The sequence below is a fragment of the Pirellulaceae bacterium genome (assembly GCA_029243025.1).
Taxonomy (GTDB): Bacteria; Planctomycetota; Planctomycetia; order Pirellulales; family Pirellulaceae.
On the sequence record JAQWSU010000042.1, the window covers coordinates 152381 to 174724 of the forward strand.

The 22344-nt window shown below is 52.9% G+C and carries 15 protein-coding genes; 5 read left to right on the forward strand and 10 right to left on the reverse strand.

Features of this window, described 5'->3' with window-relative positions:
* Nucleotides 1-43: 43 nt before the first annotated feature.
* The 3 genes from P8N76_18600 to P8N76_18610 form a co-directional block, all read right to left on the reverse strand.
* Nucleotides 44-3235: a DUF1553 domain-containing protein gene (locus tag P8N76_18600; GenBank protein ID MDG2383689.1), complete on the reverse strand. Its 3192-nt coding sequence runs from the start codon at nucleotides 3233-3235 to the stop codon at nucleotides 44-46.
* A gap of 238 nt (nucleotides 3236-3473) precedes the next feature.
* Nucleotides 3474-4817, reverse strand: coding sequence for a DUF1552 domain-containing protein (locus P8N76_18605; protein MDG2383690.1), 1344 nt, complete (start codon nucleotides 4815-4817; stop codon nucleotides 3474-3476).
* Nucleotides 4818-4889: 72 nt separating this feature from the next.
* Nucleotides 4890-7313 carry a DUF1592 domain-containing protein gene (locus P8N76_18610; GenBank protein ID MDG2383691.1) on the reverse strand — a complete coding sequence of 808 codons (2424 nt, stop codon included), beginning with the start codon at nucleotides 7311-7313 and terminating at the stop codon, nucleotides 4890-4892.
* A gap of 309 nt (nucleotides 7314-7622) precedes the next feature.
* Here P8N76_18610 and P8N76_18615 point away from each other — a divergent pair, with 309 nt between their 5' ends.
* Nucleotides 7623-8597: a hypothetical protein gene (locus P8N76_18615; GenBank protein MDG2383692.1), complete on the forward strand. Its 975-nt coding sequence runs from the start codon at nucleotides 7623-7625 to the stop codon at nucleotides 8595-8597.
* Between the two features lie 78 nt (nucleotides 8598-8675).
* On the opposite strand, the gene P8N76_18620 is transcribed toward P8N76_18615, so the two are convergent.
* Together P8N76_18620 and P8N76_18625 are read right to left on the reverse strand one after the other, a co-directional pair.
* Entirely contained in the window at nucleotides 8676-9911 is a 1236-nt protein-coding gene (locus tag P8N76_18620; GenBank protein MDG2383693.1) for a PEP-CTERM sorting domain-containing protein, read from the reverse strand.
* A gap of 381 nt (nucleotides 9912-10292) precedes the next feature.
* A complete protein-coding gene (locus P8N76_18625) occupies nucleotides 10293-10748 on the reverse strand; it encodes a thioesterase family protein (GenBank protein MDG2383694.1) in 456 nt (151 codons plus the stop codon).
* A 220-nt stretch (nucleotides 10749-10968) separates the two neighbouring features.
* Here P8N76_18625 and P8N76_18630 point away from each other — a divergent pair, with 220 nt between their 5' ends.
* Both P8N76_18630 and P8N76_18635 read left to right on the forward strand, forming a co-directional pair.
* The gene (locus tag P8N76_18630) at nucleotides 10969-12507 is read left to right on the forward strand and encodes an Nramp family divalent metal transporter (GenBank protein ID MDG2383695.1); all 1539 of its coding nucleotides are present in this window, start codon (nucleotides 10969-10971) and stop codon (nucleotides 12505-12507) included.
* Between the two features lie 173 nt (nucleotides 12508-12680).
* Complete coding sequence (locus P8N76_18635) at nucleotides 12681-13928, forward strand: PQQ-binding-like beta-propeller repeat protein (GenBank protein MDG2383696.1); 1248 nt, start codon at nucleotides 12681-12683, stop codon at nucleotides 13926-13928.
* A 29-nt stretch (nucleotides 13929-13957) separates the two neighbouring features.
* On the opposite strand, the gene P8N76_18640 is transcribed toward P8N76_18635, so the two are convergent.
* The gene (locus P8N76_18640; GenBank protein MDG2383697.1) at nucleotides 13958-15145 is read right to left on the reverse strand and encodes a hypothetical protein; all 1188 of its coding nucleotides are present in this window, start codon (nucleotides 15143-15145) and stop codon (nucleotides 13958-13960) included.
* A 320-nt stretch (nucleotides 15146-15465) separates the two neighbouring features.
* On the opposite strand from P8N76_18640, the gene P8N76_18645 reads away from it, so the two are divergent.
* Nucleotides 15466-16482, forward strand: a complete 1017-nt coding sequence (locus tag P8N76_18645; protein ID MDG2383698.1) for a glycosyltransferase — start codon at nucleotides 15466-15468, stop codon at nucleotides 16480-16482.
* Nucleotides 16483-16521: 39 nt separating this feature from the next.
* Here the strand turns inward: P8N76_18645 and P8N76_18650 are convergent, their stop codons facing one another.
* Together P8N76_18650 and P8N76_18655 are read right to left on the reverse strand one after the other, a co-directional pair.
* Complete coding sequence (locus tag P8N76_18650; protein MDG2383699.1) at nucleotides 16522-17286, reverse strand: nitrilase-related carbon-nitrogen hydrolase; 765 nt, start codon at nucleotides 17284-17286, stop codon at nucleotides 16522-16524.
* Between the two features lie 14 nt (nucleotides 17287-17300).
* Complete coding sequence (locus P8N76_18655; protein MDG2383700.1) at nucleotides 17301-18479, reverse strand: pyridoxal phosphate-dependent aminotransferase; 1179 nt, start codon at nucleotides 18477-18479, stop codon at nucleotides 17301-17303.
* 516 nt (nucleotides 18480-18995) lie between these two features.
* On the opposite strand from P8N76_18655, the gene P8N76_18660 reads away from it, so the two are divergent.
* Nucleotides 18996-20276, forward strand: coding sequence for a PEP-CTERM sorting domain-containing protein (locus P8N76_18660; GenBank protein ID MDG2383701.1), 1281 nt, complete (start codon nucleotides 18996-18998; stop codon nucleotides 20274-20276).
* Between the two features lie 333 nt (nucleotides 20277-20609).
* Here P8N76_18660 and P8N76_18665 read toward each other — a convergent pair whose 3' ends face one another.
* Together P8N76_18665 and P8N76_18670 are read right to left on the reverse strand one after the other, a co-directional pair.
* The gene (locus P8N76_18665; GenBank protein MDG2383702.1) at nucleotides 20610-21749 is read right to left on the reverse strand and encodes a hypothetical protein; all 1140 of its coding nucleotides are present in this window, start codon (nucleotides 21747-21749) and stop codon (nucleotides 20610-20612) included.
* 158 nt (nucleotides 21750-21907) lie between these two features.
* Nucleotides 21908-22282, reverse strand: coding sequence for a hypothetical protein (locus P8N76_18670; GenBank protein ID MDG2383703.1), 375 nt, complete (start codon nucleotides 22280-22282; stop codon nucleotides 21908-21910).
* Nucleotides 22283-22344: the final 62 nt, after the last annotated feature.

Genomic DNA, 22344 nt, shown 5'->3' on the forward strand with positions numbered 1-22344 from the left:
ACGGTCAATGGACGACTCGGTGGTTAGCATGGTCGTTGTCTCACTAGTTGCGATTGATAAACCCATCCAAGTTCATCACGGTGCGGGCGACGGAAATCCAGGCCGCCAGTTCGAACTCACTCACTGGAGCGGGTGGTGTCGTTCCAGTCAGGATCTCCCTTGCGAGTCCCGGGTTGCTTTCATAGACGTGTAAGCTGCTCTGATAAAGTTCCGTGAGATCGTCGAGTTCGCCTGCTGTCGGGCTGCGTGACAGCCCAATCGTGTAGATCGCAGCGGCAATCTTTTGGGGTTGGCTGAGATCTTGGGAGTTCCGTGGTTGAACCGCTCGTAACGCGAGGTGTTTTGCGCACTCCATGAAAACGGGGTCGTTCCACAGGGCTAACGCCTGCAACGGCGTATTCGATCGCTCGCGCCGTGTGCAGGTCGTGTTGGAGTCTGGAGCATCAAATAAAGACAGCATGGGGTAAGCTGAGGTTCGTTGAAAGAATGTGTAAACACCGCGGCGATATCGATCGCCACCTTCGCTGGCTTGCCATGGACCGCGATTGATGACATCCACAAAAGCAAGTTCAACGGTGCCGGGTGGTAATGGTGGGTAAACACTCTCACCATGAATTCGTGGGTCCAAGAGCCCGCTGGTCGCAAGCGCCAGATCTCGTACTGTTTCTGCGTTGACGCGTAAACGATTTTGACGAGCCAGCCAGTGGTTATTTGGATCAATTTCGAGAAGCTCAGGCCGAATCGCGGAAGACTGTTGGTAGGTTGCTGAGTTGACGATCAGGCGATGCAATTGTTTGACGCTCCAGTCGTTTGCGACGAAGCGGGAGGCAAGCCAGTCCAACAGCTTGGGATGAGTTGGGAGGGTTCCCTGTGAGCCAAAATCCCGATCTGAATTGACAAGGCCATGCCCAAATAACATTTGCCAAAAACGATTCACTGTGACACGAGGTGTGAGGTGATTGTCCCTCGCGAGAATCCAACGCGCTAAGTCCAGTCGATCCGGTGTCGTTCCACGGGCGCGAAACGTATGAAGAAAGTTGGGAGTGTCAGTCGCGACTTCGGCTCCTTTTTGGAGGAACTCCCCGCGCAGGTGGACATGGGTGGGACGCAGTGCATCACGCTGAGCGAGTCCAATGCCTGTGCCGTGTGCGAGTTGAGGTGGGTTTTGACTAAGTTTCGACAGGAGTTGCTCGACCTCCATGACGCGAGAATTTTTGGAGATTAGAAAGTCGAGTTGTGCAGTTTGTTGTTCGGCCAGGCGATCTTCGGTCGGGATGCTCGCAATGGCCAAAAATGCTTCTAAGCGAGGATCACTGGCCAGGAGAACGACTTCCTGCACATCGAGTGCTCGCTGGTAAACGCGCACTTCATCGATTTGGCCATGAAAGAAGCCGCCCTCTCGGCGGCTACCGATTCGCCAGGGTTGATCAATGGCGAAATCTCCCGCAAGCTGATCGAAGTGTACATCTTGAGGCTGCGGCTTACCGTCGATGAAAATCTGGATGCCCGACGCCTTGCGGCTGCCGTCATATCGCATCAGCAGATGCTGCCATTGTTCTTCAGCGATTTTCGTTTTGGTGGTTACCTTGATCGCGTCCTGTGGCCAAGTGTCAACCAGGTGGACCTCCAGGATCCCGTTGTTGACGGTAAAGTCAATGCCGCGGAAACTAGCCGATTCGTTCATTTTGGTGACAATCGCACCAATTCCGCCACGGTAGTAGCACCATGCCGAAATCGTCACTGGATGATGATTGGGTTGCGGGATTTCCTTTACCGTGAATTCGATCCGGTCGTTGCTGCCATTAAAATCAATCGCCCGACCTTGGTTCGATGGAGTGACGCGTGGAGCCTGTTCCCCTAGGAATTTTGCTTCCTTTTCATCTACCCTGTTTTTCAGCGGCTGTTTACCGTCAAAGGTGAAGTGTGCAATCGCTTGCAGGTTGTTGAGGCGAGACGTTTGCTGTGAATTTTTTTCCAGCCATTCCGCTTCCAGCTTCTCAGCTTGATGTTCAATGGTGACTTGAAGCTCCTTCAGCTCTTTTTCGGCTGTTTCCGTCGCGACGGCGTATTGACGTTTTTCGCGTTCGAAATCAGCCAACTGGGCACGTGTTGGTTCAAGCTGGAAGTTGGTTTCGTCCGAGCTGTTAAAAAATGCATAGAGTTGATAATACTCATGCTGAGTAATCGGGTCGTATTTGTGAGTGTGGCATTGAGCACACTCGAAGGTTAGGCCAAGCCAGACGGTTGAAACGGTATTCGTGCGGTCAACGACTTGTTTGACACGGTCCTCTTCTTTGTCGATACCGCCTTCTCGGTTGGTTAAAGTGTTGCGGTGAAAACCTGTCGCCAGTTTGACGTCGGGCGTTGCTCCGGGAAGAAGATCTCCGGCGATCTGTTGTTCGGTAAATTGATCGAATGGCAAGTCACGATTGATGGCTCGGATTACCCAGTCCCGCCACTGGTAGGCGTGTGGGCGCGGCTCATCTTTTTCGTAGCCGTCGGAATCCGCGTAGCGTGCTAGGTCCAACCAGTAGCGACCCCATCGTTCGCCATAGTGGGGTGAGGCCAATAGTTTTTCCACGAGTTGCTCGTACCAATTCGGTTGGGAGCAAGCTATCCAGTGTTGCCACTGTTGATCGGTGGGAGGCAAGCCGATTAGGTCCAAATGCAGTCGGCGGATCAATGTCGATCGATCTGCTTTCCGGGCTGGGGCGATTGAGTGAGTTTCGAGTTGGTGGAGGACGAAATGATCGATACCATTTCTTGGCCAGCTGGGATGGGTAATCGACGGTAATGCAGGCGAAGCGATCGGTTGATAGGCCCAATGTGACTTGGCTGGATCAGCGGGGTCAATGCCGTCGGGCCAAATCGCACCTGCGTCGATCCACTTGGTTAGAAGGGAAACTTCTTTCGCGGAAAGCGGTTTTCCCTCTGGCGGCATGCGCTGATCGGGGTCATGGCTCGTGATGCGGCTGATGAGGGGGCTTTTTCCACTTTGTCCGGGAGAGATAGCGTGGCCCGAATCACCCCCAGAAAATGCGAGTTGCTTTTGGTCTAGCCGTAGGCCAGCTTCACTCGTTTCAAAGCCATGGCAACTGTAGCATCTCGAACGAAAGATGGGTTGAATCTGTGAAGTAAAGTCGATTGTCGCTGCGGTTTCATTGGCTGACGCATTGGGATGGAGCAGGCATCCAACTAAGACGACCAAACCGAATGGTAAGAACCGAATTGCCATCGTTGTTTGACTCCTGGGATGAACGACTTCGACACGCCCTCAGGATAATCGCTGCCGCGTCAGCCGAGTAGCTCTTGCCACGACAATGGCCCAAGAAAGTGAACAAAATAAGTGTCGTCACCGCGCGGGAAGCAGTCCGATGGAGTTGAGTGTCGACCAATTCAGCCGGCTGTCGCCGTATTCGGCCTTCGTCCGGTCGATTGGGGGACGTCGATTGGGGGACGTCGATTGCCCCTTTTTAAGACTGAAGGATGTCGGTGAGTTCACCCGAACTGTCTGCGAATGATTCCGTCGGAATGGATAGCTTATTTAGTAAAGTGACAAACAAATTCGAAAGCGGAATGCTGTCGCTTAGTTGGCGGAATTGGCCATGCTCAAGACCCATTTGTTGACCACCGGCTAACACGAGCGGGTAGTTGGAGTTGTTGTGTGTTTGGCTATTGCTGCTTCCGTACAGGATAAGGGAATGATCCAGGATGGTGGCGTCTCCTTCCTGAGACGCATCCAGGCGACCGAGGAAAAAAGCGAATTGTTCCGCCATGAAACGGTCCCATTTCCCCAGGTTTTCTGCGCCTTGCGGTTTGTTCCAATCATGAGCCAAGCTGTGTAGCGAGCCTTTAAACCCCTGAAGTTGTGGGAATTTCCCTGCCTTTGAGGAGGCGTCTGCCATGCTGGCAATTTGGTAGGTTGCGACCCGCGTTGAATCGGTGCGAAACGCCAGGTAAATCAGATCGTACATGGTGCGAATCAAGGCTTGAGGGGCTTCGTCATCCGACGCGAGCTGGAGTTTTTCGCGATCCTGGTCGCTAAGTTCGGGGCGAGGGATTTCGATCCAAGCTTGTGCTTGACCGACCTGTTGCTCAATTTGCCGAACGGAAGCCAGATACTCATCCAGCTTTTGGCGATCGTTATTGCCGAGTTTCATGCGGAGCGAATTTGCGTTGGCCAGAATTCGGTCTAGCATTTGAGAAGTGCTTTTCAGGCGTCGCTGTTCGGCAAGCGATCCAGCATCTCCAGCCCCAAAGAAGCGGTCGAATATTTGTTGTGGTTGGTTCAGCGCCGGAATCGGATAGCCTTGATCGTTATAAGACAGTGTGCTGGAGCGTGTGGGTTCGCCTACGCCACCATCGGTCGACATCGTCAGAGAGGCAAAACGAGTTTGTGGGCCTATCGATTTGGCGATTACCTGATCCAAGGAAACCGTGTTACGTAGGTACTTGCCGTTCAGATGAGCACCGGTCAAGAACGTATCGCCCGTGTCATGGGCTCCCATTTTTCGACCGTTGGGGTGGGATAATCCTCCGATAACCGACAGTTTGCTGCGCAGTTTTTCGAGGGACAACAGGCTCTCATTGAACTGGAAGTCGCGTCCTGGTTTGTCCGGAAACCAACGCCACTTAGCTGCTTGGCTGTCAGGTTTTGGTAGACTCACTCCAAAGGGAAAGTAGATACCGCAGAATCGATGGGGGCGATTGAGGGGCGGAACATCCTGTGCCATGCATTCCAAATAGGGAAGTGCCAGCGAAGCGCCAGTTCCCATCAGGAAGGTTCGCCGATCCAGATGCCAGGATTTACGGGACATGGAAATCATCTCCTTGCCGATATAAGACCCTTTGAGTATAGCGGATTAGTGTCGCGGTTGAAATCGGAACTATCACTTAGTCTGAAACGCCTGACTGGCCACGATCTGTTGGACGAGTTGTCGCAATCGGAAACCTTGCTCCGTGAAATGGGCCGCCAACGCATTGGCTTCCTCTTCATCGGTTAATTCGAGGGAACGCCCCAGTGCGAAGCTCAATAATCGACGGGTTAAAGCATTGCCGAACTGTTGGGCACGATGCTGAATGAGATGCTGTTGTAATCCTTTGAGCCCATCAAGTTGAGTGCCGTCGGATAACATTCCAATCGCTACGATCGGTTTTGCGGACGGTTTTCCATCCTGCATTGTAGTCGTATCTCGCCAGCGCCCAACGGCGTCAAAGTTTTCCAGAGCGATTCCCCAAGGGTCGATGTTTCGATGGCAAGAAGCACAGGATGCTTGTTCGCGGTGGATCTCAAGACGTTCGCGCACGGACAGTTTTGCGAAGTTCGGGTTGGCTTCGTCTAAGTCAGGTACATCCGGTGGCGGGGGGAGTGGCGGATCGCCGAGCAACCGATCTCGAATCCAAACCGCGCGTCGAATTGGATGGGAATCTCTTCCATTTGAGTTGGCGAGTAGCAGGCCTGCATGCCCCAAAATACCCCCAGGTTGCTGTTGGGTAAGTAGTTTCACGGGGCGAAAAGTCGTCCCGTAAATACCTCCGATGCCATAGTGGCGAGCCAACGATTCATTGAGCATCGTGTAGTCGGCTTTGAGTAGTTTCAAGGCGCTGTCGTCCCCACGTAGTAACTCACTGAACAGTTCGGTGGTCTCTTGGGCCATGGCTTGTTTGGTCGAAGCGCGAAAGTCCGGATGAAGTTTGGAATCAACAGCGATCGTTTCGATTCGTTCGAGTTCGAGCCATTGGGATACGAATTGAGTGATGAAACGTTGGGAACGCTCGTCGGCCAGCATGCGGTTGACCTCGGCTTGCAGCATTTTACTTTCACCCAGCAGGCCGCGTGTGGCGGCTTGCAGCAGGCGATCATCGGGCATGGTGCTCCATAAGAAGTACGAAAGTCGAGAGGCCAACTCCCAATCGGTGACAGCTCGTTTCTCGTTGCCACCCGGTTCGACCAGGTAGAGGAACTCCGGTTGAATGAGAATCATTGCCAACGTCTCGCGGACTGCCTCTTCCAGGGAGGGATAGTCCGGTCGAATCACTGTGTAAAAGCTCGTCGTTCGGACGATTTCCGATTTTGTGGGGGGCCGACGAAAGGCTCGTGTGAGAAACCGTCGAAACACTTCCTCGAGGTACGCTGCTTCATCGGCATGTCGTTGTTGGGATGCGAAGAGAATACGTTGATGGTTGGCGGGGGGCCATTCCGAAAATGCAGGGCCTTCGAAGTCAATCGATTCGATCAGGAGGTGCGGTAAGTGAGGTTCTGGGCGGAAGCCCTTTCGTTCCTTACCATCGTCCTGGATCTTCTCAATCTTGTTGGGAATCGCGGTGCCGTCGTCATAGATGTTTCTGAGTCGAATGACGAGGCCGGGGTATTTTCCTTGCCCGCGTACCGGAAGTGGAAAGTTTTCGAGTCGACCGCGAAACTCGTACTGTTGGATATCTTCTGAAATGATCTCTCGTACCCCTGCGACACGGAAATGTACTTCCGTGTCCGGTCGATATCCGACAGCCACTTCCAGCAGCGGAAATCCTTTGTTCGGTTTGAGCTTTGCCTGGGTACGAACGCGGATAATGAAATCTCCCGTTTCCGGATAATCATTAACAATCTTGACCAGGAATTTCTGAGCCCGCTCCAGTCGGTTGGAGGGCTCGGTTGGGCCACGCCAACCTCCGATGTTGCTCTGCTTGAAATGGTGTCGAAAGACTTGAGGGGGCGATCCGCTTACAATCACCCGGTTCAAGCCGCGCCGTGCCGCCTCCAAATAGAAATCCAGTTGGGTGGCTGACATTTGCAATGAACGACCGTTGTTGAAGAAGCCGTCTGCGGATCGTCCGTCGGGTGGGAAGTCGCGAACGTAGTTCATTTCGAGCCCGAGCAGATCGACCATTGTCTGTTGGTACTCCGCACGGTTCAGACGTCGAAGAACGACACGTCCACCGGTACTTGCTTGTGCGGAAATCGCCTCTTGCAGATTGGTGGAGATCCAGTGGGTGACAATTTTTCGCTCGTCAGCACTCAGTTGCGGCTCTTCAGTCGGTGGCATTTTTGTGCCGTTGATGGCGTTCAACGCCTCCATCCACTTTTGGGTTGTATCTCGATTGGCGAGAAAGTCGGTGGAAAGCTGATCAAAGCGAATATTGGCTTCCTGCGTTTCCGGGCCATGGCAGTGACCGCAACGAGCCATCAAGATAGGTAGTACGTCGGCTGTGTAGTCTGGCGTCGTATCCTGGTTTTGCGCGCTCGCATCCATCGCCGCGAATGAGACTAGCAGCGCGGCGGAGCAAATCAGGTTGATCGGGGGGAGCAGTTGCATGGTGGCAGGAAGCAGTTGTGGAACCGGCTCGGGCGGGGAGCGTTTGGATCGGCGTTCGAGTTGCGAAGGCCGTTGAGGAAAAGTATTCGTCCAATTCCGAGGCGCCAAACACCCTACCGCGTATCATAATAGGTTGGATTGCCAATGTCGACTCAAATACCCATCGCCCACGCCAGCGTTGACATGGCTCCGAGGCCAATGGGGGTGACGAGTCACGAGATTCGTAGCAGGAAATTGGACTTGGTTAGGTTGAATACTTAGAACCAAGCAAGATCTGCTAGGGGATCTTGCCCTGTTGAGAAAGATTGAATGATGCATCGAAAGTTCGGGATCGTGTTGACGCTTGCGCTTCTGGTTTCGTCTTGCCATCTTGCGAACGCAGAGACGGAGGTGGAATCAGTCGTACTCGGTCCGGCTGATAATCAAGGGGAACTCAAACCCATTCTTCGTGGGGAAACACCCACCAGCGAGTCAGCGACGAAGGCCGGTCCGTTTCAGGTCGGAAAGCTGCGCGAGGCTGATGGGCTCCGTGATGGGCCGGATTACGACGGCGCAACAATCTATTATCCGATTGACGCCAAGCCTCCATTCGCAAGCGTGATTATTGTCCCCGGCTATGTGTCGAGAGAAAGTTCCATCCAAGAATGGGGGCCGTTTTACGCATCGCATGGGTTTGTCGTGATGACCATTGGCACCAATCAATTGAAGGATTATGTGGCTGCCCGCGCTGCTGCCTTGCTGGACGCGAAGGTGACACTTTTGGCTGAACAAACGCGCGACGGTTCCCCTCTAAGGGGGAAACTCGACCGTCGACGCATCGGGGTAAGCGGGTGGTCGATGGGTGGCGGTGGGGCTCAGTTAGCCGCTGTAAAAGATCGATCGTTTGCTGCAGTCGTTGCACTCTGCCCGTGGACACCTCGAGGTGATTTTGACCATTCGGTTCCCGTATTGATTTTTGGGGGTACCAAGGATCGATTTGCACCCTTCCCCGAAAATGGTTTGCCACATTTTAAGAACACACCGGCCGATACCCCGAAGCTTATGTTGGTGATCGATGGGAAAGGGCATTGGGTGGCGAACGGCCCTCGTGGAACATTCAAAGATCGTGGATGCGACGATGTGGGGCGATTTGCGCTTTCGTGGCTGAAGCTGTTTCTCGAAGGTGATGAGCGTTATCGAAAGTTTCTGTTGAAGAAACCAGATGAAGCGAGCCAGTTTGAGAATAACCTGACCACCGCGAAAAGCACGGCTGATCAGGAATCAACCGAAGCAATCGCGGATTGAACCTTCTCGGTAATTCGAATGGCCTGTGCCGTTGAGTTCAGGGAGTGCTCTCCGGCAAGGCATTCTGCCGGTCGCCTGCTATTTGCATCGACGCATTGCGAAGAACCCAAGCAAGCTCGTCAGCAATAACAAGAAAGAACTCGGCTCAGGGATTGCCACTGCGGCGCGGGGGCCTTTCTCAAAACCGCCGTCGGAAAAAGCTGAAACAAAGTCGCTCGAGTTGAACTCTCCGTCTGCGTTCCAGTCCCCTGTAGCCCAGGTAGAATTCAAGCTGATGCTATCCTCGAATTGACCCGCAACAAAAACGGTTACGAAGTCTGAGGAATTGAACTCGCCATCGAGATTGGCGTCACCAATCCAGGTGTTCTTGAGTCCCGTGACCCATTGATGATAGTCGTCGCCGTTCACGAGTTGGTCAGCGGTTAGATCGTACGACTCGTTGTTGGTGCCCGCGAGGATCTCAGCATGTAAAAGGTCAATGTCATTGATGTCCAGCGAGCCGTTGGCGTCGAAGTCGCCGGCTTGGGCTGTCGCGCCAATGAGTGTGATTGAATTCCAGGTGGTGGGATCGGCAATGGTATTGATACCCTCACCAAAATCAGTGTACAGAGTCGCGTTCGCCGCGCCGCCCTCAGTCGCGAAACTAAGCAGGATAAAGCTCAGTCCGTGTTGATCTCCGGCGGTTGGTGCATAGTCGGGGGCTGCGTCGTCCATTGCGGCTGCCCACGGAATGGTCGTTTCGAGTGTGTAGCCAGATTCGTCCTCATTGATCGTGCCGGCTACGGTGATGCTTTCATATTCATCTGGGTCGAGCTTGGGGCCGTGGCGGTATATGTCTGGACCGAATTCATCGCTCGTTTCAACTACGATGTCATAGATGGCAGCCACCGAATCGCCGGGGTCCACGTCATCGGGGATACCATCTTCAAAAAAATGGTCCCAATTGTTAAATGGATTGAAACAGGGCTGAATGACATCCTGCGCGTTATAGGCGCTATTCCCTCCGTTAGAATCTAACTGGTAGAGCGGGGTGTCATCTTTGACAATCGCAGCAATGTTAAGATTGGTATCGTCCCAAGAAACATACCAAATCGCGCTGAGATTTTCTTCCGACGAACCTGACCCTTCGAGAGGAATCGCACCGGTCTCGACGGGCCAGATCATGGGAATGGCAAGTTGCCCCATTTTCTCACTGTCGCTGATAATGCCATCGGCAGTTGGACTGTATTTAGGTACCTCTCGGTCGAACTGAGCCAGCACGGTTGCCGGAAGGCTAAAGATGAAAATCGAAAAGCAAATGATTGAAAATTTCATTCTGATGTTTACTCCAACGCTTAGAGGCTAGGCTGTCTTGTGACTTCTGGGTGAAAGATTTGTGCAATCTTGAGGTGCGAACTGAGGTATGCAAACGGCATAGGCTAACGCGAGAAGGTCCGAGATGTCAAAAATTTCGTGAGGAAACCGCACAAAAAAAGAATCTCGCACCAAGAAAAAGATAATTTTTTGTATCAGCAGCAGTTTCGCAAGAAATTGAAACAAGTTAGAGAGGGCTGGCGTGTGGTGGAGGCGTTGGTTTCTAGCTGGAAGAAACGCGACGTTGGTTTGGCATATTGCGCATTGCGGGCTGGCTCTTCGTTCAATCGTTGACTCGGTCATCGACGGTCGGCTGTTTCGATCCGCGATCGATTTGGGCGATTAAGGAGGAAATGATCTACCTTCGAGTTGCTCCACCGCAGCGCGAATCGGATCGGGAATTGGAATGGGGCTTTCTGTGGCGTAATCATAAAGGATTGCGTCGCACGATCCGTTTGCGAGAGGAACGCCCAGTTTCGCGTCAGTGACTTGGAATTCCAATGTGATGCTGGCGACCGAGACTCTCGCCGCACGAACGCCAGTGAGGATATCACCCGGATAACTAGCTTGTCGGACGTAATGGCATTGGATCGATGCCAAAATACCTCCGATTCCCTTGGGGCTAGGAAGCACATCCACTCCGACCGCAGAGGCGTAAATCGCTCTCGCTGATTCGAACCATTTTAAATGAACCAGGCTGTTGACGTGACCATAAGCGTCGAGGTCACCCCATTGGATCGGCAGTTGTACGACGATGGGGTAGCCGTCCATCGTGATTGAGTGTGGGACTTCTTTCATGGACCTTTGTTAATTTGAGTGAGACCGATCGAAAGTCGTGGGTGACGATGCTGCCTGCATTCGGTCAGTCATGGAAGGGCGTTTCAAACGAGAGTGGCTGTTTCGTGCTGTTCCTTGTTGGGCTTCGTGCTGGTAGTATCGAGCACAGAGCGAGAGGGCACAACGACTCGAATGCCTATCTTTCTGGTCCTTTGAACGGATTGTGCGGTTTTAAGAGCCAATGACTGAACGCAAACAGAATTCGCTATCACTCGAACCGTTGCCACCTGCTTTGTTGTCCTGGAATCCGTTGCGTTGGCTTTCGATTTTTGGGCCAGGGGCGATAATTGCTTCCTTGACGATCGGCACAGGGGAGTTGATCTTTTCGTCGCGGGGCGGCGCCCTGTTCGGATATCGTATTCTGTTTCTGTTTGTGGTGATTTCGATTTTTAAATGGGTTCTGGTGTTTTCCACGGCCCGGCACATGGTGTTGACCGGGGTGCATCCGCTGCGCCGTTGGTTGGAGCTTTCGATCGGCCCTCGTGGTTGGCTGCCGGCCGTAATGTTTGTCTTCGCAGCCCTTTGTATTCCGATCTGGGTGAGCTTTCATGCGAGTGTTCTCGGTGACTTGTTTGCGGGACTCACTGGCACCAAGCAAATCCTGAACGGAGCGACCGTTCATCTTTGGGGAATGGCAATCCTAGCAGGGGTTGTGGGACTCGCCTTCACGGGTGGGTATGCCGCGTTGGAGCGGGTGCAGTTGCTTGTGATCAGCGCGATGATGATTGCTGTGACCGTTGTCGTCGTTTTGCTCAAACCTGATTGGCTCGAAATGCTTAGCGGTGCATTTTTTCCACGGTCGCTGCACTATCCAAACTGGTTGGTAGAAGACCCAGGGCCGGCAGCCCAGGCGATTGCCAGTCGACCGATTTGGGTCGAGGCCACGCTTTATGTCGGAGTGATCGGCGGCGCGAGCTATGACTATCTAGCTTACACTTCTTTTTTGAGAGATAAACGTTGGGGACTTGCCGGCGTTCGTTGTGACGGTGGCGACGCAAATCGTGTGGACTGGGAAGAGTTGCGGAGATGGATTCGGGCGCCCCTGGTTGATTGTACTCTTAGTTTTATCGTCGTGATGATTTTTAGTACGGTGTTTGTCGTATCCGGCTGGCTTGTGCTGGCTCCCCAACATCAAGTTCCAGGGGATGGGAATTTTCTCGAGCATCAAGCACAGTTTGTCACCCGACTGCATCCATGGCTGTATCCGGTCTATGTTCTAGGGACTTTGTTGGCCATGTTGGGTACGCTGTATGGAACCCTTGAAATTGGACCGGCGATAACGCGCGAAACGTATTCACTTCTCAAGTATCATGACGGGACCGCAAATCAGGCAAAACGATTGCGGAAGTTGGCTTTGGTTTGGTCGGCTCTTGGTGCTAGCCTCGTGCTCGCGGTGAGTTTTTTTGTGCAACTGCAGACGGGGGAATCGAAGCCCCCAGGTTTGACTGCGCTGTTGATTCCAGCAAGCTTGTTCACGGGAGTGTTGTCCTGTGGCATCATCTGTTTGCTTAATCCGTGGATTGATCTTTGGCTTCCCAAGTCCAGGCGACCGGGTGTTTTTTTGTGTTGTCTCAACCTGTTGGCGGGGTTGGTTTTTTTGTCGCTTGGATTAAAAGGCTATTGGGATTATGGCGGACTGTTCGGGCTGCTTGTTTTGGGCTCGACGGTCGTGGTGGGACTGTTTGTCGCTATTCTTTGTCGATCGATGTTTGTGCGTTGACCTCTATCGTTGCAGGCAGAACGGGAGTTCCGGGTGCGAATGGGCGGATGAGGCTTTACGATCAAGCGGGGCTCAAGGGATGATTAGGCTGTTGGTTTAGATTGGGGCGTTTGACCGCAGTGGGGGTTGGATCCACTGATAGACGTATTGAAAATCATTTGAAGGGAAAATTTATGATAGACCGCACTGCCTACGCGCTCATGATCAGTCTTTGCTTAGCCTGTGGGGAGACATGTGCGGATGATTGGTCGCAGTTTCTCGGGCCTGATCGGACCGGCATCTCAAGTGAAACACAATTATTCAAAGTTTGGCCCCAGGATGGACCGCCTGAAGTGTGGCGCGTGCCAGGCGGTGTAGGAATGTCAGGCCTGGCAATTCAGCGAGGCAAGTTGCTGACCATGATTCAAACCGCTCGTGATCAGGAAGTGATTTGTATGGACAGCGTGACGGGGAAGACACTCTGGCGCACTGCGGTAGCTCCCGCCTATCGAAACCCGCAGGGGAATGGTCCTCGAGCAACTCCCACGATTGTTGGTGGACAAGTGCTCACCTTCAGCGGAGCCGGAGTGCTGACGGCGCTGAACCTGATGGATGGATCGATCTTATGGAGGCACGATTTGGTGAAACAATTCGCTGGAGAGGTTGCCGACTACGGGATGGCCTGCTCTCCGTTGGTGGTCGGAGATCGAGTGGTGGTGACGATCGGTGCGCCAACCGCCACGATCGTGGCGCTGAACAGAGATTCGGGGGAACTTGCTTGGAAGGCCGGTCGGTCAAGCACCGCCGGTTATTCGTCTCCCGTACTACTTCATGTTGGAGGGCGGTTGCAAATCGTGGCTTTTGTTGGAAAAGCTCTGTTGGGGATCGACCCGGATTCAGGATCCGTATTGTGGAGCTATCCGTTTAAGACCGACTTTGATTGCAATATTGCCGCGCCGATTGCTTATCGTGATCAGGTCTTTATATCCGCGGGTGAAAATCACGGTTGCGTCATGTTGCGGTTGGTTCCCGATGGTGACCAGTTTAAACCCACGCCCGTGTGGTCTTCGGTTGACGTTAAGAGTGTAATGCGGAATGAATGGCAGACCTCTATTCTGCTGGACGGATTTCTATATGGTTTTGACAACGTTGGAAGCGCTGGGCCGGTCACTCATCTGACTTGCGTGAATGCCCAAACGGGCGAGCGCGTTTGGCGAAAGACACGGTTTGGAAAAGGTAACCTGATTTCTGCCGGCGGAAAACTATTCATTTCTACAATGGCAGGTGACTTGGTTGTCGTCAAAGCAACGCCTGATCGCTACGAAGAAATGGGCCGACAAAACGTGATGGTGAAAACGCGACAATCGCCCGCTCTCGCGGACGGACGACTGTACCTGCGTGATCGGGCTACCATTTTGTGTCTCGATATTCGGGAGCCGTAAAATGGGTAGGGGCTGTGGAAGTTGATTCGTTAGGCCGCTGATTTTTGCGACTTGGCCGAACCATCGGTTCCCAACCATTGCCTCATCTTTTTGAGTTCGTTTTTCCAGGCTTTGCCGACACGGCGTTGGAAAAAAACTTCAAACAGCAAATCGAGTGTTTCGGTCAGATCGCGAATGCTCTGAATGCGGTCTTCGGTCGTATTGTCGTTGGCCGTACCGTCGTCGATTTGTTTGATTTTTGCACTGCCGACCGTAAAGGTCTCGGCTTGGAGTGCGAAATCGTATTGCTCGCCATTGCGGACCAACGTGATCCCCGCTTTACGGGGTAACTTACCGGAACGGATCGCCAGCTCAGCTTCCGGGAGTGCGACGGGAGACTCGGCTGAGATGGTCTCCTTTCCGGACTCACCCAAGGGGCAGTTGAGGGTTAAGGTTCGCGCGAACATGCCTGCTACCTTCGATTCATCAGCAAGGCTGATGGTATCGGATTCAGTTTCCCACTGCCACCAAAGCCAAAGTAAAAACTCGTTTCCGAGGTAGTCGAAATTCTCGGCCATTCCGTTCCACCAAATGATGTTTCCGCCGGATTGGTCATCGTGGAATGTGGCGGGGCCAATCTTGTAGAGTTCGCCGAGTTGGTCTCCGTCCGAGGCGTATGCTTTTGCAAGTGAGCCAGACGAGACTCGTTCGAGTTCAAGGCCAAAGCTTCGTTCGAGTAGATCGATCGTTAATTCGTTGGCATTGGGACTTGTGCCGCCAATGTACAGCGAGTCGTTCAGTGCATCCCAGAGAATCGGAATTTGTTGCATTCTGCGGAATTTTCCGCTGGCGGCTTCTGTTTCACAAAGAGCCTCGACCGCCTCCTTGGCCTCGTGGCGTTGTGCTTTCGTTGGTTTTCCACTCGGATTGTCCACCGCTAACGGCAATAGCTCCATTTGCAGCCACGCATTGCGGATCGCGGCCGGTATCTGATTGGTATCAATACGGACGCCGAAATGCATCGCGTCAACGATTACATTTTTTTCTAAGGCAAACTGGGTGTCGAGGAGGTGCGAACCCGCTAGAAATCCAACGCTTGGCTGGTCGAGAGCACTGGTCTTGAAACTGCCAATCTTCGCTTTTTCCAATATTTCCAGGTGATCTGTTCCTAACGCGGGCGTCGGATCGTTGGTGATCCAATAACGTTGAAAAGTTGTGCTGCCTGAGAGGAATCCCATAAGCTTACCCTGATGCGTGTTCGCGGAGAGTGATTATTGCATTGGTGTGTCATCGGCGGTTGCCGGCGGATGCCTTACGAGACAAGCTGTTGCCCGCAAAGTCAGCCGCGTGTGCGTAGATGCCGTGCTTGCAGTGACGTCGTTGCATTGCAGTTGTACACGACTGCCGGCCGCCGGCAAGGCCAGTGGATTTGCTCGGATCTTTCTGTTCCAACCCGGAAAAAGTCACTGGTTGTTTGATGAATGTTGCGGGTGATCGCTCGGAAAGGTCGATTTCGACTAGAACAGAATTGGACGGTTACGAAATCCAAGTGATTCGAATGATGGCACGTGCTCCAAATCATCCTCAAGTTTCGGTGGTGCTGCCGGTATTTAACGGAGCAAGGACCATTGCGCGTGCAATTCGATCCATTCTTAATCAGACTTTGGAAGCGATCGAATTGATTGTCGTCGACGATGGTTCCACGGATGATACCGTGGCGGTCGTGCGACGAATGGAAGATTCGCGATTGAAGCTGCGATGTTATGAGCATCGGGGGGTTGTCGATGCCGCGAATGCAGCGACCTCAATCGCGTCGGCTCCGGTGATTGCCCGCATGGACGCTGATGACATTGCTTATCCGGACCGATTGGAGAGACAACTCGACTGTTTAGATCGTCGAGGGGCGGATGTGGTGGGGTGTCAGGTCCGCATTTTGGATGAATCGTTGCAGGAGTCTGTGACGCTGGCTCGTTATTCAAACTGGATCAACAAGGAGACGCTTGCTAGTGAACAGATCGTTGCTTTCCGATTTGTTGAGTTTCCGCTTGTTAATCCATCAATCATGGCGCGGCGAGAATACTTTGAGCTAGGGTTTCGTGATGACGGGATGCCGGAGGATTATGATTTGATGCTCCGTGCTGCAAGTCATGGAATGGTTTTTACGAAGGTCGCCAAAGTGTTGCTGGATTGGATGGATAACGCCCAGCGACTGACGCGGACTGATAGGCGATATAGCCTGGAAGCATTCCAGCGTTGTCGACGCGTGCATTTGCTTGATGGGCCTTTACGTGGCGTTGCAAAGGTAGATCTTTGGGGGTTCGGTCAAGCCGGCAAGCCCTGGTTGCGGTGGTTGCAATCGGAAGGAATTCAAGTGCGATTGGGTTATGATATCGATCAACGTAAAGTTGGGCAGAAAGTTCATGGTGTTGAGGTTCAGCATGCCGCGCAGCTGGCTCCTGCCGATGGGACTCCGCTGCTGATCGCGGTCGGGGCACAGGGTGCGCGAGAGGCTATCGGGCCTTCACTCGTACTGGGCGATTACTCCCCGGGGAGAGACGCCTGGTTTGTTGCCTGATCGTGAGTTGTGGATTCGAATGGAGTCAGCGGTGCGTGCCTAGTCTCGCATGTCGTCGAGCGCGGGGAATTTGCTGCGCCAGCTTCGAACCTGCTGGACATCCAGTTCCGTTATCAAGATTTGTTCGGACGGATCAGCTTCGAAGAGAGCTTCTCCCATCGGGTCGAATGCCGCGCTGCGGCCATCAAAAGTATGCTCGGGGTCCGTACCGCATCGGTTGACACCCACGGTGAAGGCCAGATTCTCAATAGCGCGAGCTTGGAGGAGACGCACCCAATGTTCCGAACGGACGTCTGGCCAGCAGGCGATCACGATAATTAACTCCGCCCCATCGCGTGCAGCGGGGCGAAATCGTTCCGGAAATCGCAGGTCGTAGCAAATAAACGGGGCGATCTTGAAGCCACCCCATTCAAAGGTCTGATGGCTGTCACCGGATCCATATGCTTGGTCTTCCCCGCTCAATGTGAACGGCTGCATCTTGCGATAACGGACCAGTTCTTCGCCCGAGGGTGCGAAGGCAACCGCCTCGTTTTTTCCTTGCCCATTTCCATCTGGGCTAATCACGCCGCCCAAGACGGCCGCGTTGTGTGTTCGAGCTAAGTCTCGCAGGAATTGTTCGGCCTCGCGCGCTTCGCTTTGCAGAGTCGCTGCCACGTTCATACTGAAGCCAACGTCAAACATCTCAGGCAGTATGATCAAGGCAGGTTCGGCTAATTTTAAATTCTCGAGTAATTCGCGGACTCGTCGGTGATTGGGCGCGCGATCTTCCCAAGCAGTATTTAGTTGAACGGCGACGATTTGCATGGCAGGTGCCTTTCTTAAATCAATTTGCGTAGACCGCTAACGAGCCGACCCACTCCTTCGGCAACAGCATTGGGTTGTAATGCGCCGAATGCAACGCGCAGAGAACATCTTGACGTGTCACCGAACGCGCTGCCAGGCATTACGGCGACGCCGTAGTCGCGGATCAGTTGCTCGACCAACGCCATGTCGGATTCATTCGTGGAAAGTTGTAACAGCGCGTAGAATGCGCCGTCGGGCTTCGGAACTCGGCAGCGATCCCCCAAAGTGGACAACTCATCGAGTACGAGATCGCGAACTTGACGAAAACCTGCGATCTTTTCACGACACCACTCGGAACCAACTTGTAACGCGGCTTGAGCTGCAATCTGGCTAATGATGGGTGGGCAGACCAAATTCGTGTCCTGGATTTTGTTGATCGCTGTTTCTAGATGAGCCGGAACGACTTGATAGGCACAACGCCAGCCTGCCATTCCATAAGCCTTCGACAAGGAAAACAGGCTAATCGTATGATCGGCAACGTCGCTCAGTGACGCTGGCGAAAAATGATCGTCGTCTCCGTAAATGAAATATTCATATGCTTCGTCGCTGACATGATACACGTTGTGAAGGCGACACATTTCATTGACTGCAATTAACGCTTCTCGAGGGTAGACCGCCCCTGTGGGATTGTTCGGGGAGACGGTGACGATGGCTCGAGTCCGAGAGGTGATGGCTGACTCGAGTCGATCGAGGTCGATCTGATAGTTTGAGTTCGTTGCGACAACCACGGGGCGACAGCCGGCAAGCTCAATTGCCATTTCGTGGTTGAAGTAATAAGGACTAAGCAGAATGATTTCGTCCTCCACGTCCCCGATAGCTAGGACCGTGTTGACAAACCCCATGTTCGAACCCGATGTGAAAATAATGCACTGACGGTCGTCAATGCAAATCTGATTGTCGTTTGCAAGTTTAAGTTGAATTGTATTAAGTAAGTCAGCGTTGCCTCGTACGAGACCGTATTTGTCAACACGCGGGTCGTCCGATACGGCGGTGCTGATTGCACGGAAAACCTGAGCAGGAGCCGCGTAATGAACCATTCCTTGGCCAAGCGAAATGGTGTTGGGGTGCTCAGAAATCCAACCGCCGACAATGGGGATCACCGGGGCTTGGACTCGAGAGATTCGGTCGGTGTTTCGCTGCACGTTCATTGCCATCGAATCTACTCGATTGCGACTTGATTGTCGCAGGGGGAAGGTGGGGATCCGGCCAAAAGATCTATTTGTGTTGAGGAAATGGTCCGTTGAGCGAATTTGGTGGAGACAAGAGATCCGGGATCGGGGGATCGACGCGGCCGTCGATGTGGAGGCACGATGAAAGATTAATTTTAAGGATTTGCATAGTGGCTTTTGCTTCGAGAAGACGCAACGGGAGCCCGTGCGGATAAAAATCAGGGGCATCGATCATCTCTTGCCGAAGACTTTCGACCCCGTTTGGGATGGCCCGAGCAGGATGAGATCGAACTCATGGTTGCTGTTGGTTGCGTTCGCTCCGATCGCATACGGGTAGCTGAGCCTGTTAAGCATTCTTACGATGAGATACTGACCAACGTGGCTGGATGCGGCTCTTGTGATCACAATGGCACAGTTTGAGGGTTCGCGCGAGGGCAGGGATTGCTATCATCAGACGATTAACAGTTCTTGTCGTGGAGGAAAGTATTGATGGAAATTTGCATGAAAATGCTTGCAGTTGGGTTGTTGATCCTCTTTCCCGCTTCGGCCGCGTTCGCGCAGGCAAGTTACGAGGAAGTGATTTTGAGTGATAACCCGGTCGCTTACTGGCGACTCAATGAAAAATCCGTTGACGATGGGATTGTGGATGCAACTGGCAATGTGGGGCCGGGTGAGTTCGACGATCTGGGTGGCATCGAAACGGGCTTTGATGGAGCCATCGTCAACGACGACAACACGGCAGTTAAATTCGCCCTCGAGGGTGGTTTTGGCTGTGGTGCAGGTTGTGGTCGAGGTGAAATGCCTGTGGGTGGCGTTCTTGATTTGGGAACCGTTGATAGTGACCAAAACATCACACTGGAGGCTTGGTTCAAACTCATGCCGGATGTCGATGCGGTACTTCCGGCCAGTGCCTTTCCGCGAATCTTCCACTACAACAATTTTGAAGATGGTCAATATGCGTTTGGTATCGTTGGAGATAACAACGCGGATTTTGAGGCGAAGCGAACCGTCTGGGCTGGTCGTGGCGACGGATCGGATGCTGGCTTTGTCATCTTGGCGGGCGAAACGGATGCAATTGAACCTTCAGAGGAGGAAGTCTGGTATCACTTTGCGGCTCACCTCGAGAATGATGATGTAAGGTTGTTCCTTAACGGTCAGCAGCTATCGGGGTTGACCGATGCGGACCCCATTTTCTGGCAGGCTGAACAAGCCACGATTGGTGCTCGATTGCAATCGGATGAAGTGACTGTGGTGCAATCCTTCCCTGGCCTGATTGATGAATTGGCCGTCTACGCCGAACTTCTCCCTGCCGAAAGGATTCTCGCTCATTACGAGGCGGGAATTGGCGTGTTGCCCCCCGTCATTACCATCGATTCACTTCAAGATGAAATCAAAGCGGGAACGAACAATCCTGCATTTGATTTGAACGATGACGGTCTCGTTAATCTCGTTGATCAAGGCATCTTCATTCATGATTATAAGAATACATGGATTGGCGATGCCAATTTTGATGGTCTGTTTGACAGTACGGATTTTGTCCAAGTCTTTGCTGCTGCGAAGTATGAGGACAACAACCCCGACGATCCTTCCACGATCATGAACGCTGTTTGGGCCGAAGGCGATTGGAATGCTGACCGAGAATTCGACAGTCAGGATTTTGTGATCGCTTTCCAGGATGCGGGTTACGAACAAGGTCCTCGTGTCCCAGTCGCAGTGCCGGAGCCAAGTACCTGCGTTCTCTTTCTGACCGGACTATTGGTCTTGCTGCGTCGCCGGAAATGAACGCAGATGCATTTGATTTGCGAAGCGAGTCGTTTCGTGTAGTCGGCGACTTGTTTGTACTTTTTACCCCGGGGGCATCGGCCCCGGGGTTTTTTTTTAGGTCAGCGATTTTCTGTTTGGTCGTTGTTTTGGAAATTGCCGCATTGATCGTCAGCTCGAGGGAGAATTGTCGGGTCGGAATTGGCTGGAAAGGGCCGGTTCGTCAGACTCTGGCAGCAGTTTAGAGGGGTTGCGAGCTGGTAAAGGATGCTAATTGGTACCTGTTTTCCGTTTGAAAACGATCGTGACCATCGCGGTTTCGATGCAAATGGCGCAGGAATGTTGAGGGGACTCCTAACGGCGTGATCCACGCCGGTTGATGAGCAGGAGGAAGCCCAGTAGGGCCAGCAGCGACGTCGATGGTTCGGGAACCATTTCCGCAGCGGCCGAGCGAGGGCCCGCTTCGTAACCGCCTGATTGAAAGGCTTTCACAAAGTCTGTGCTGTTGAAATCTCCATCCCCATTCCAGTCGCCGTCGCTCCAATTCGAATTGCCAACAATCTCATCTTCGTACTTTCCGGCCTGGAACGCCGCCACGAAATCAGTACTGTCGAATTGTCCATCGAGATTTGAATCACCAAAAAACGTGTACTTAAGCTCCTCAACCCAGACAGTCCTGTCGGCATCGTTAACTTGTTGATCGGCATTCAAATCAAATGCAGCGGAATTCTGTGTGCTTCTTGCTTCGGCGGAAAGTAAATCGATGTCGGTTGCAGTCAACAGGCCATCGCCATTGAAATCGCCGCGGATGCCAAACGCTTCCCCTTCGAATCGAACTTCTGATAGTCCTACGAATTCATTGGGTAACTCACTAAAGGCGGTTTTCAGTTGGAATCGAACCCGCCATGCGTCTGGATTGTTGGGTAGTCTGACAGCTTGGGCTGGCACAGGCTCAACGCCCTCTTCCCAATCCAAGTTGAAATCTCCTAGCGACGCAAAACTAGCACCGGAAGGCGCGGTGGAAACGAGGATTTCAAATTGGTCCACGCCGCGTTGTAGCGAAAGCGATTCACCAAAGAGATTGGATTGATTCTGTTGCCAGATGTGGGCATGCGTTAGTGAGTGGAGTCCGCCCAGATCGAACTCGATGATCTGTGTCGCAACCGGGGGGGCAGTGAACGGTTCATCGTCCGCGTCGGTTCCGCCGTCAATGCCGGCGTCGAAGTCGCCGCTGTGCCATCCATTCGCGGAACTTGGATCGTTGTCGTGATAATCGTCGAGAGTGAAATTCGGTGTGCCCTCAAAATCTTCTAGTCCACCGCCGTCGATCAGATTGTCGATGAATACCGAAGAAAAATCACCCGTGTCAAATACGTCGATTGCCCCGAATTCACTGGTGCCTTTAACGCCCACGGGAGTGATCTCAGTCGCCTTGACTTGATTGGTTCCCATCGCGTAACAGGCGAATATTAATAAGGTATTTAAACGTAACATGATTCACTCTTTCCAAGGTAGTGGGGCGAAGCTGCACTGTTAGCCAGGTCTGATTCTAATCGGCTTGTGGCACGATGTGGATTGCATTTTGGCAAATAAAAAACAGTCCATCGCGATCGGCTGCGACGGACTGTTCAAAAATAGATGAAATCAGACTGCTACTTGTGGACGGAGTGACAAGCCTTGCAGTTGGATGCGACCTTTAATTCTTCGATGGCCCCATCGCGGCCCGCGACCACCTTGCCAGCTGCCAACGCAGCGGAGCCAGACAGTTTTTGCCAGGAATTGGCATCGCCTTTTTTGGGCGTGTTTTCGATCAGGGAAATGTAGTTGTCCAATAGCATTACTTTTTCTTCTTGGGAGGCTTCACCACTGGTGACCTTCTTTAGCAATCCCTTTTTGTTGACATTCTTCATTACTTCCTTGATGGTGTATTTTGGCTTGGGCTTTTCGGATGCATCGTCCGCGATGACGAGGCTGGCGAGCGGTAAGCTGAAGATTGCGAGCAGACAGTAGGCTGGCTTGCGCGACATCCTGGTTTTCCTTTCGATTGGGGGGTTCGCAAAATGCGTCTCTGTTGTTGCGGGGGAAAAAG

Coding starts and splice junctions, on each gene's coding strand:
- P8N76_18600 (MDG2383689.1), bottom strand. CDS start 3,235: ATGGCAATTCGGTTCTTACCATTCGGTTTGGTCGTCTTAGTTGGATGC.
- P8N76_18605 (MDG2383690.1), bottom strand. CDS start 4,817: ATGTCCCGTAAATCCTGGCATCTGGATCGGCGAACCTTCCTGATGGGA.
- P8N76_18610 (MDG2383691.1), bottom strand. CDS start 7,313: ATGCAACTGCTCCCCCCGATCAACCTGATTTGCTCCGCCGCGCTGCTA.
- P8N76_18615 (MDG2383692.1), top strand. CDS start 7,623: ATGATGCATCGAAAGTTCGGGATCGTGTTGACGCTTGCGCTTCTGGTT.
- P8N76_18620 (MDG2383693.1), bottom strand. CDS start 9,911: ATGAAATTTTCAATCATTTGCTTTTCGATTTTCATCTTTAGCCTTCCG.
- P8N76_18625 (MDG2383694.1), bottom strand. CDS start 10,748: ATGAAAGAAGTCCCACACTCAATCACGATGGACGGCTACCCCATCGTC.
- P8N76_18630 (MDG2383695.1), top strand. CDS start 10,969: ATGACTGAACGCAAACAGAATTCGCTATCACTCGAACCGTTGCCACCT.
- P8N76_18635 (MDG2383696.1), top strand. CDS start 12,681: ATGATAGACCGCACTGCCTACGCGCTCATGATCAGTCTTTGCTTAGCC.
- P8N76_18640 (MDG2383697.1), bottom strand. CDS start 15,145: ATGGGATTCCTCTCAGGCAGCACAACTTTTCAACGTTATTGGATCACC.
- P8N76_18645 (MDG2383698.1), top strand. CDS start 15,466: ATGATGGCACGTGCTCCAAATCATCCTCAAGTTTCGGTGGTGCTGCCG.
- P8N76_18650 (MDG2383699.1), bottom strand. CDS start 17,286: ATGCAAATCGTCGCCGTTCAACTAAATACTGCTTGGGAAGATCGCGCG.
- P8N76_18655 (MDG2383700.1), bottom strand. CDS start 18,479: ATGGCAATGAACGTGCAGCGAAACACCGACCGAATCTCTCGAGTCCAA.
- P8N76_18660 (MDG2383701.1), top strand. CDS start 18,996: ATGAAAATGCTTGCAGTTGGGTTGTTGATCCTCTTTCCCGCTTCGGCC.
- P8N76_18665 (MDG2383702.1), bottom strand. CDS start 21,749: ATGTTACGTTTAAATACCTTATTAATATTCGCCTGTTACGCGATGGGA.
- P8N76_18670 (MDG2383703.1), bottom strand. CDS start 22,282: ATGTCGCGCAAGCCAGCCTACTGTCTGCTCGCAATCTTCAGCTTACCG.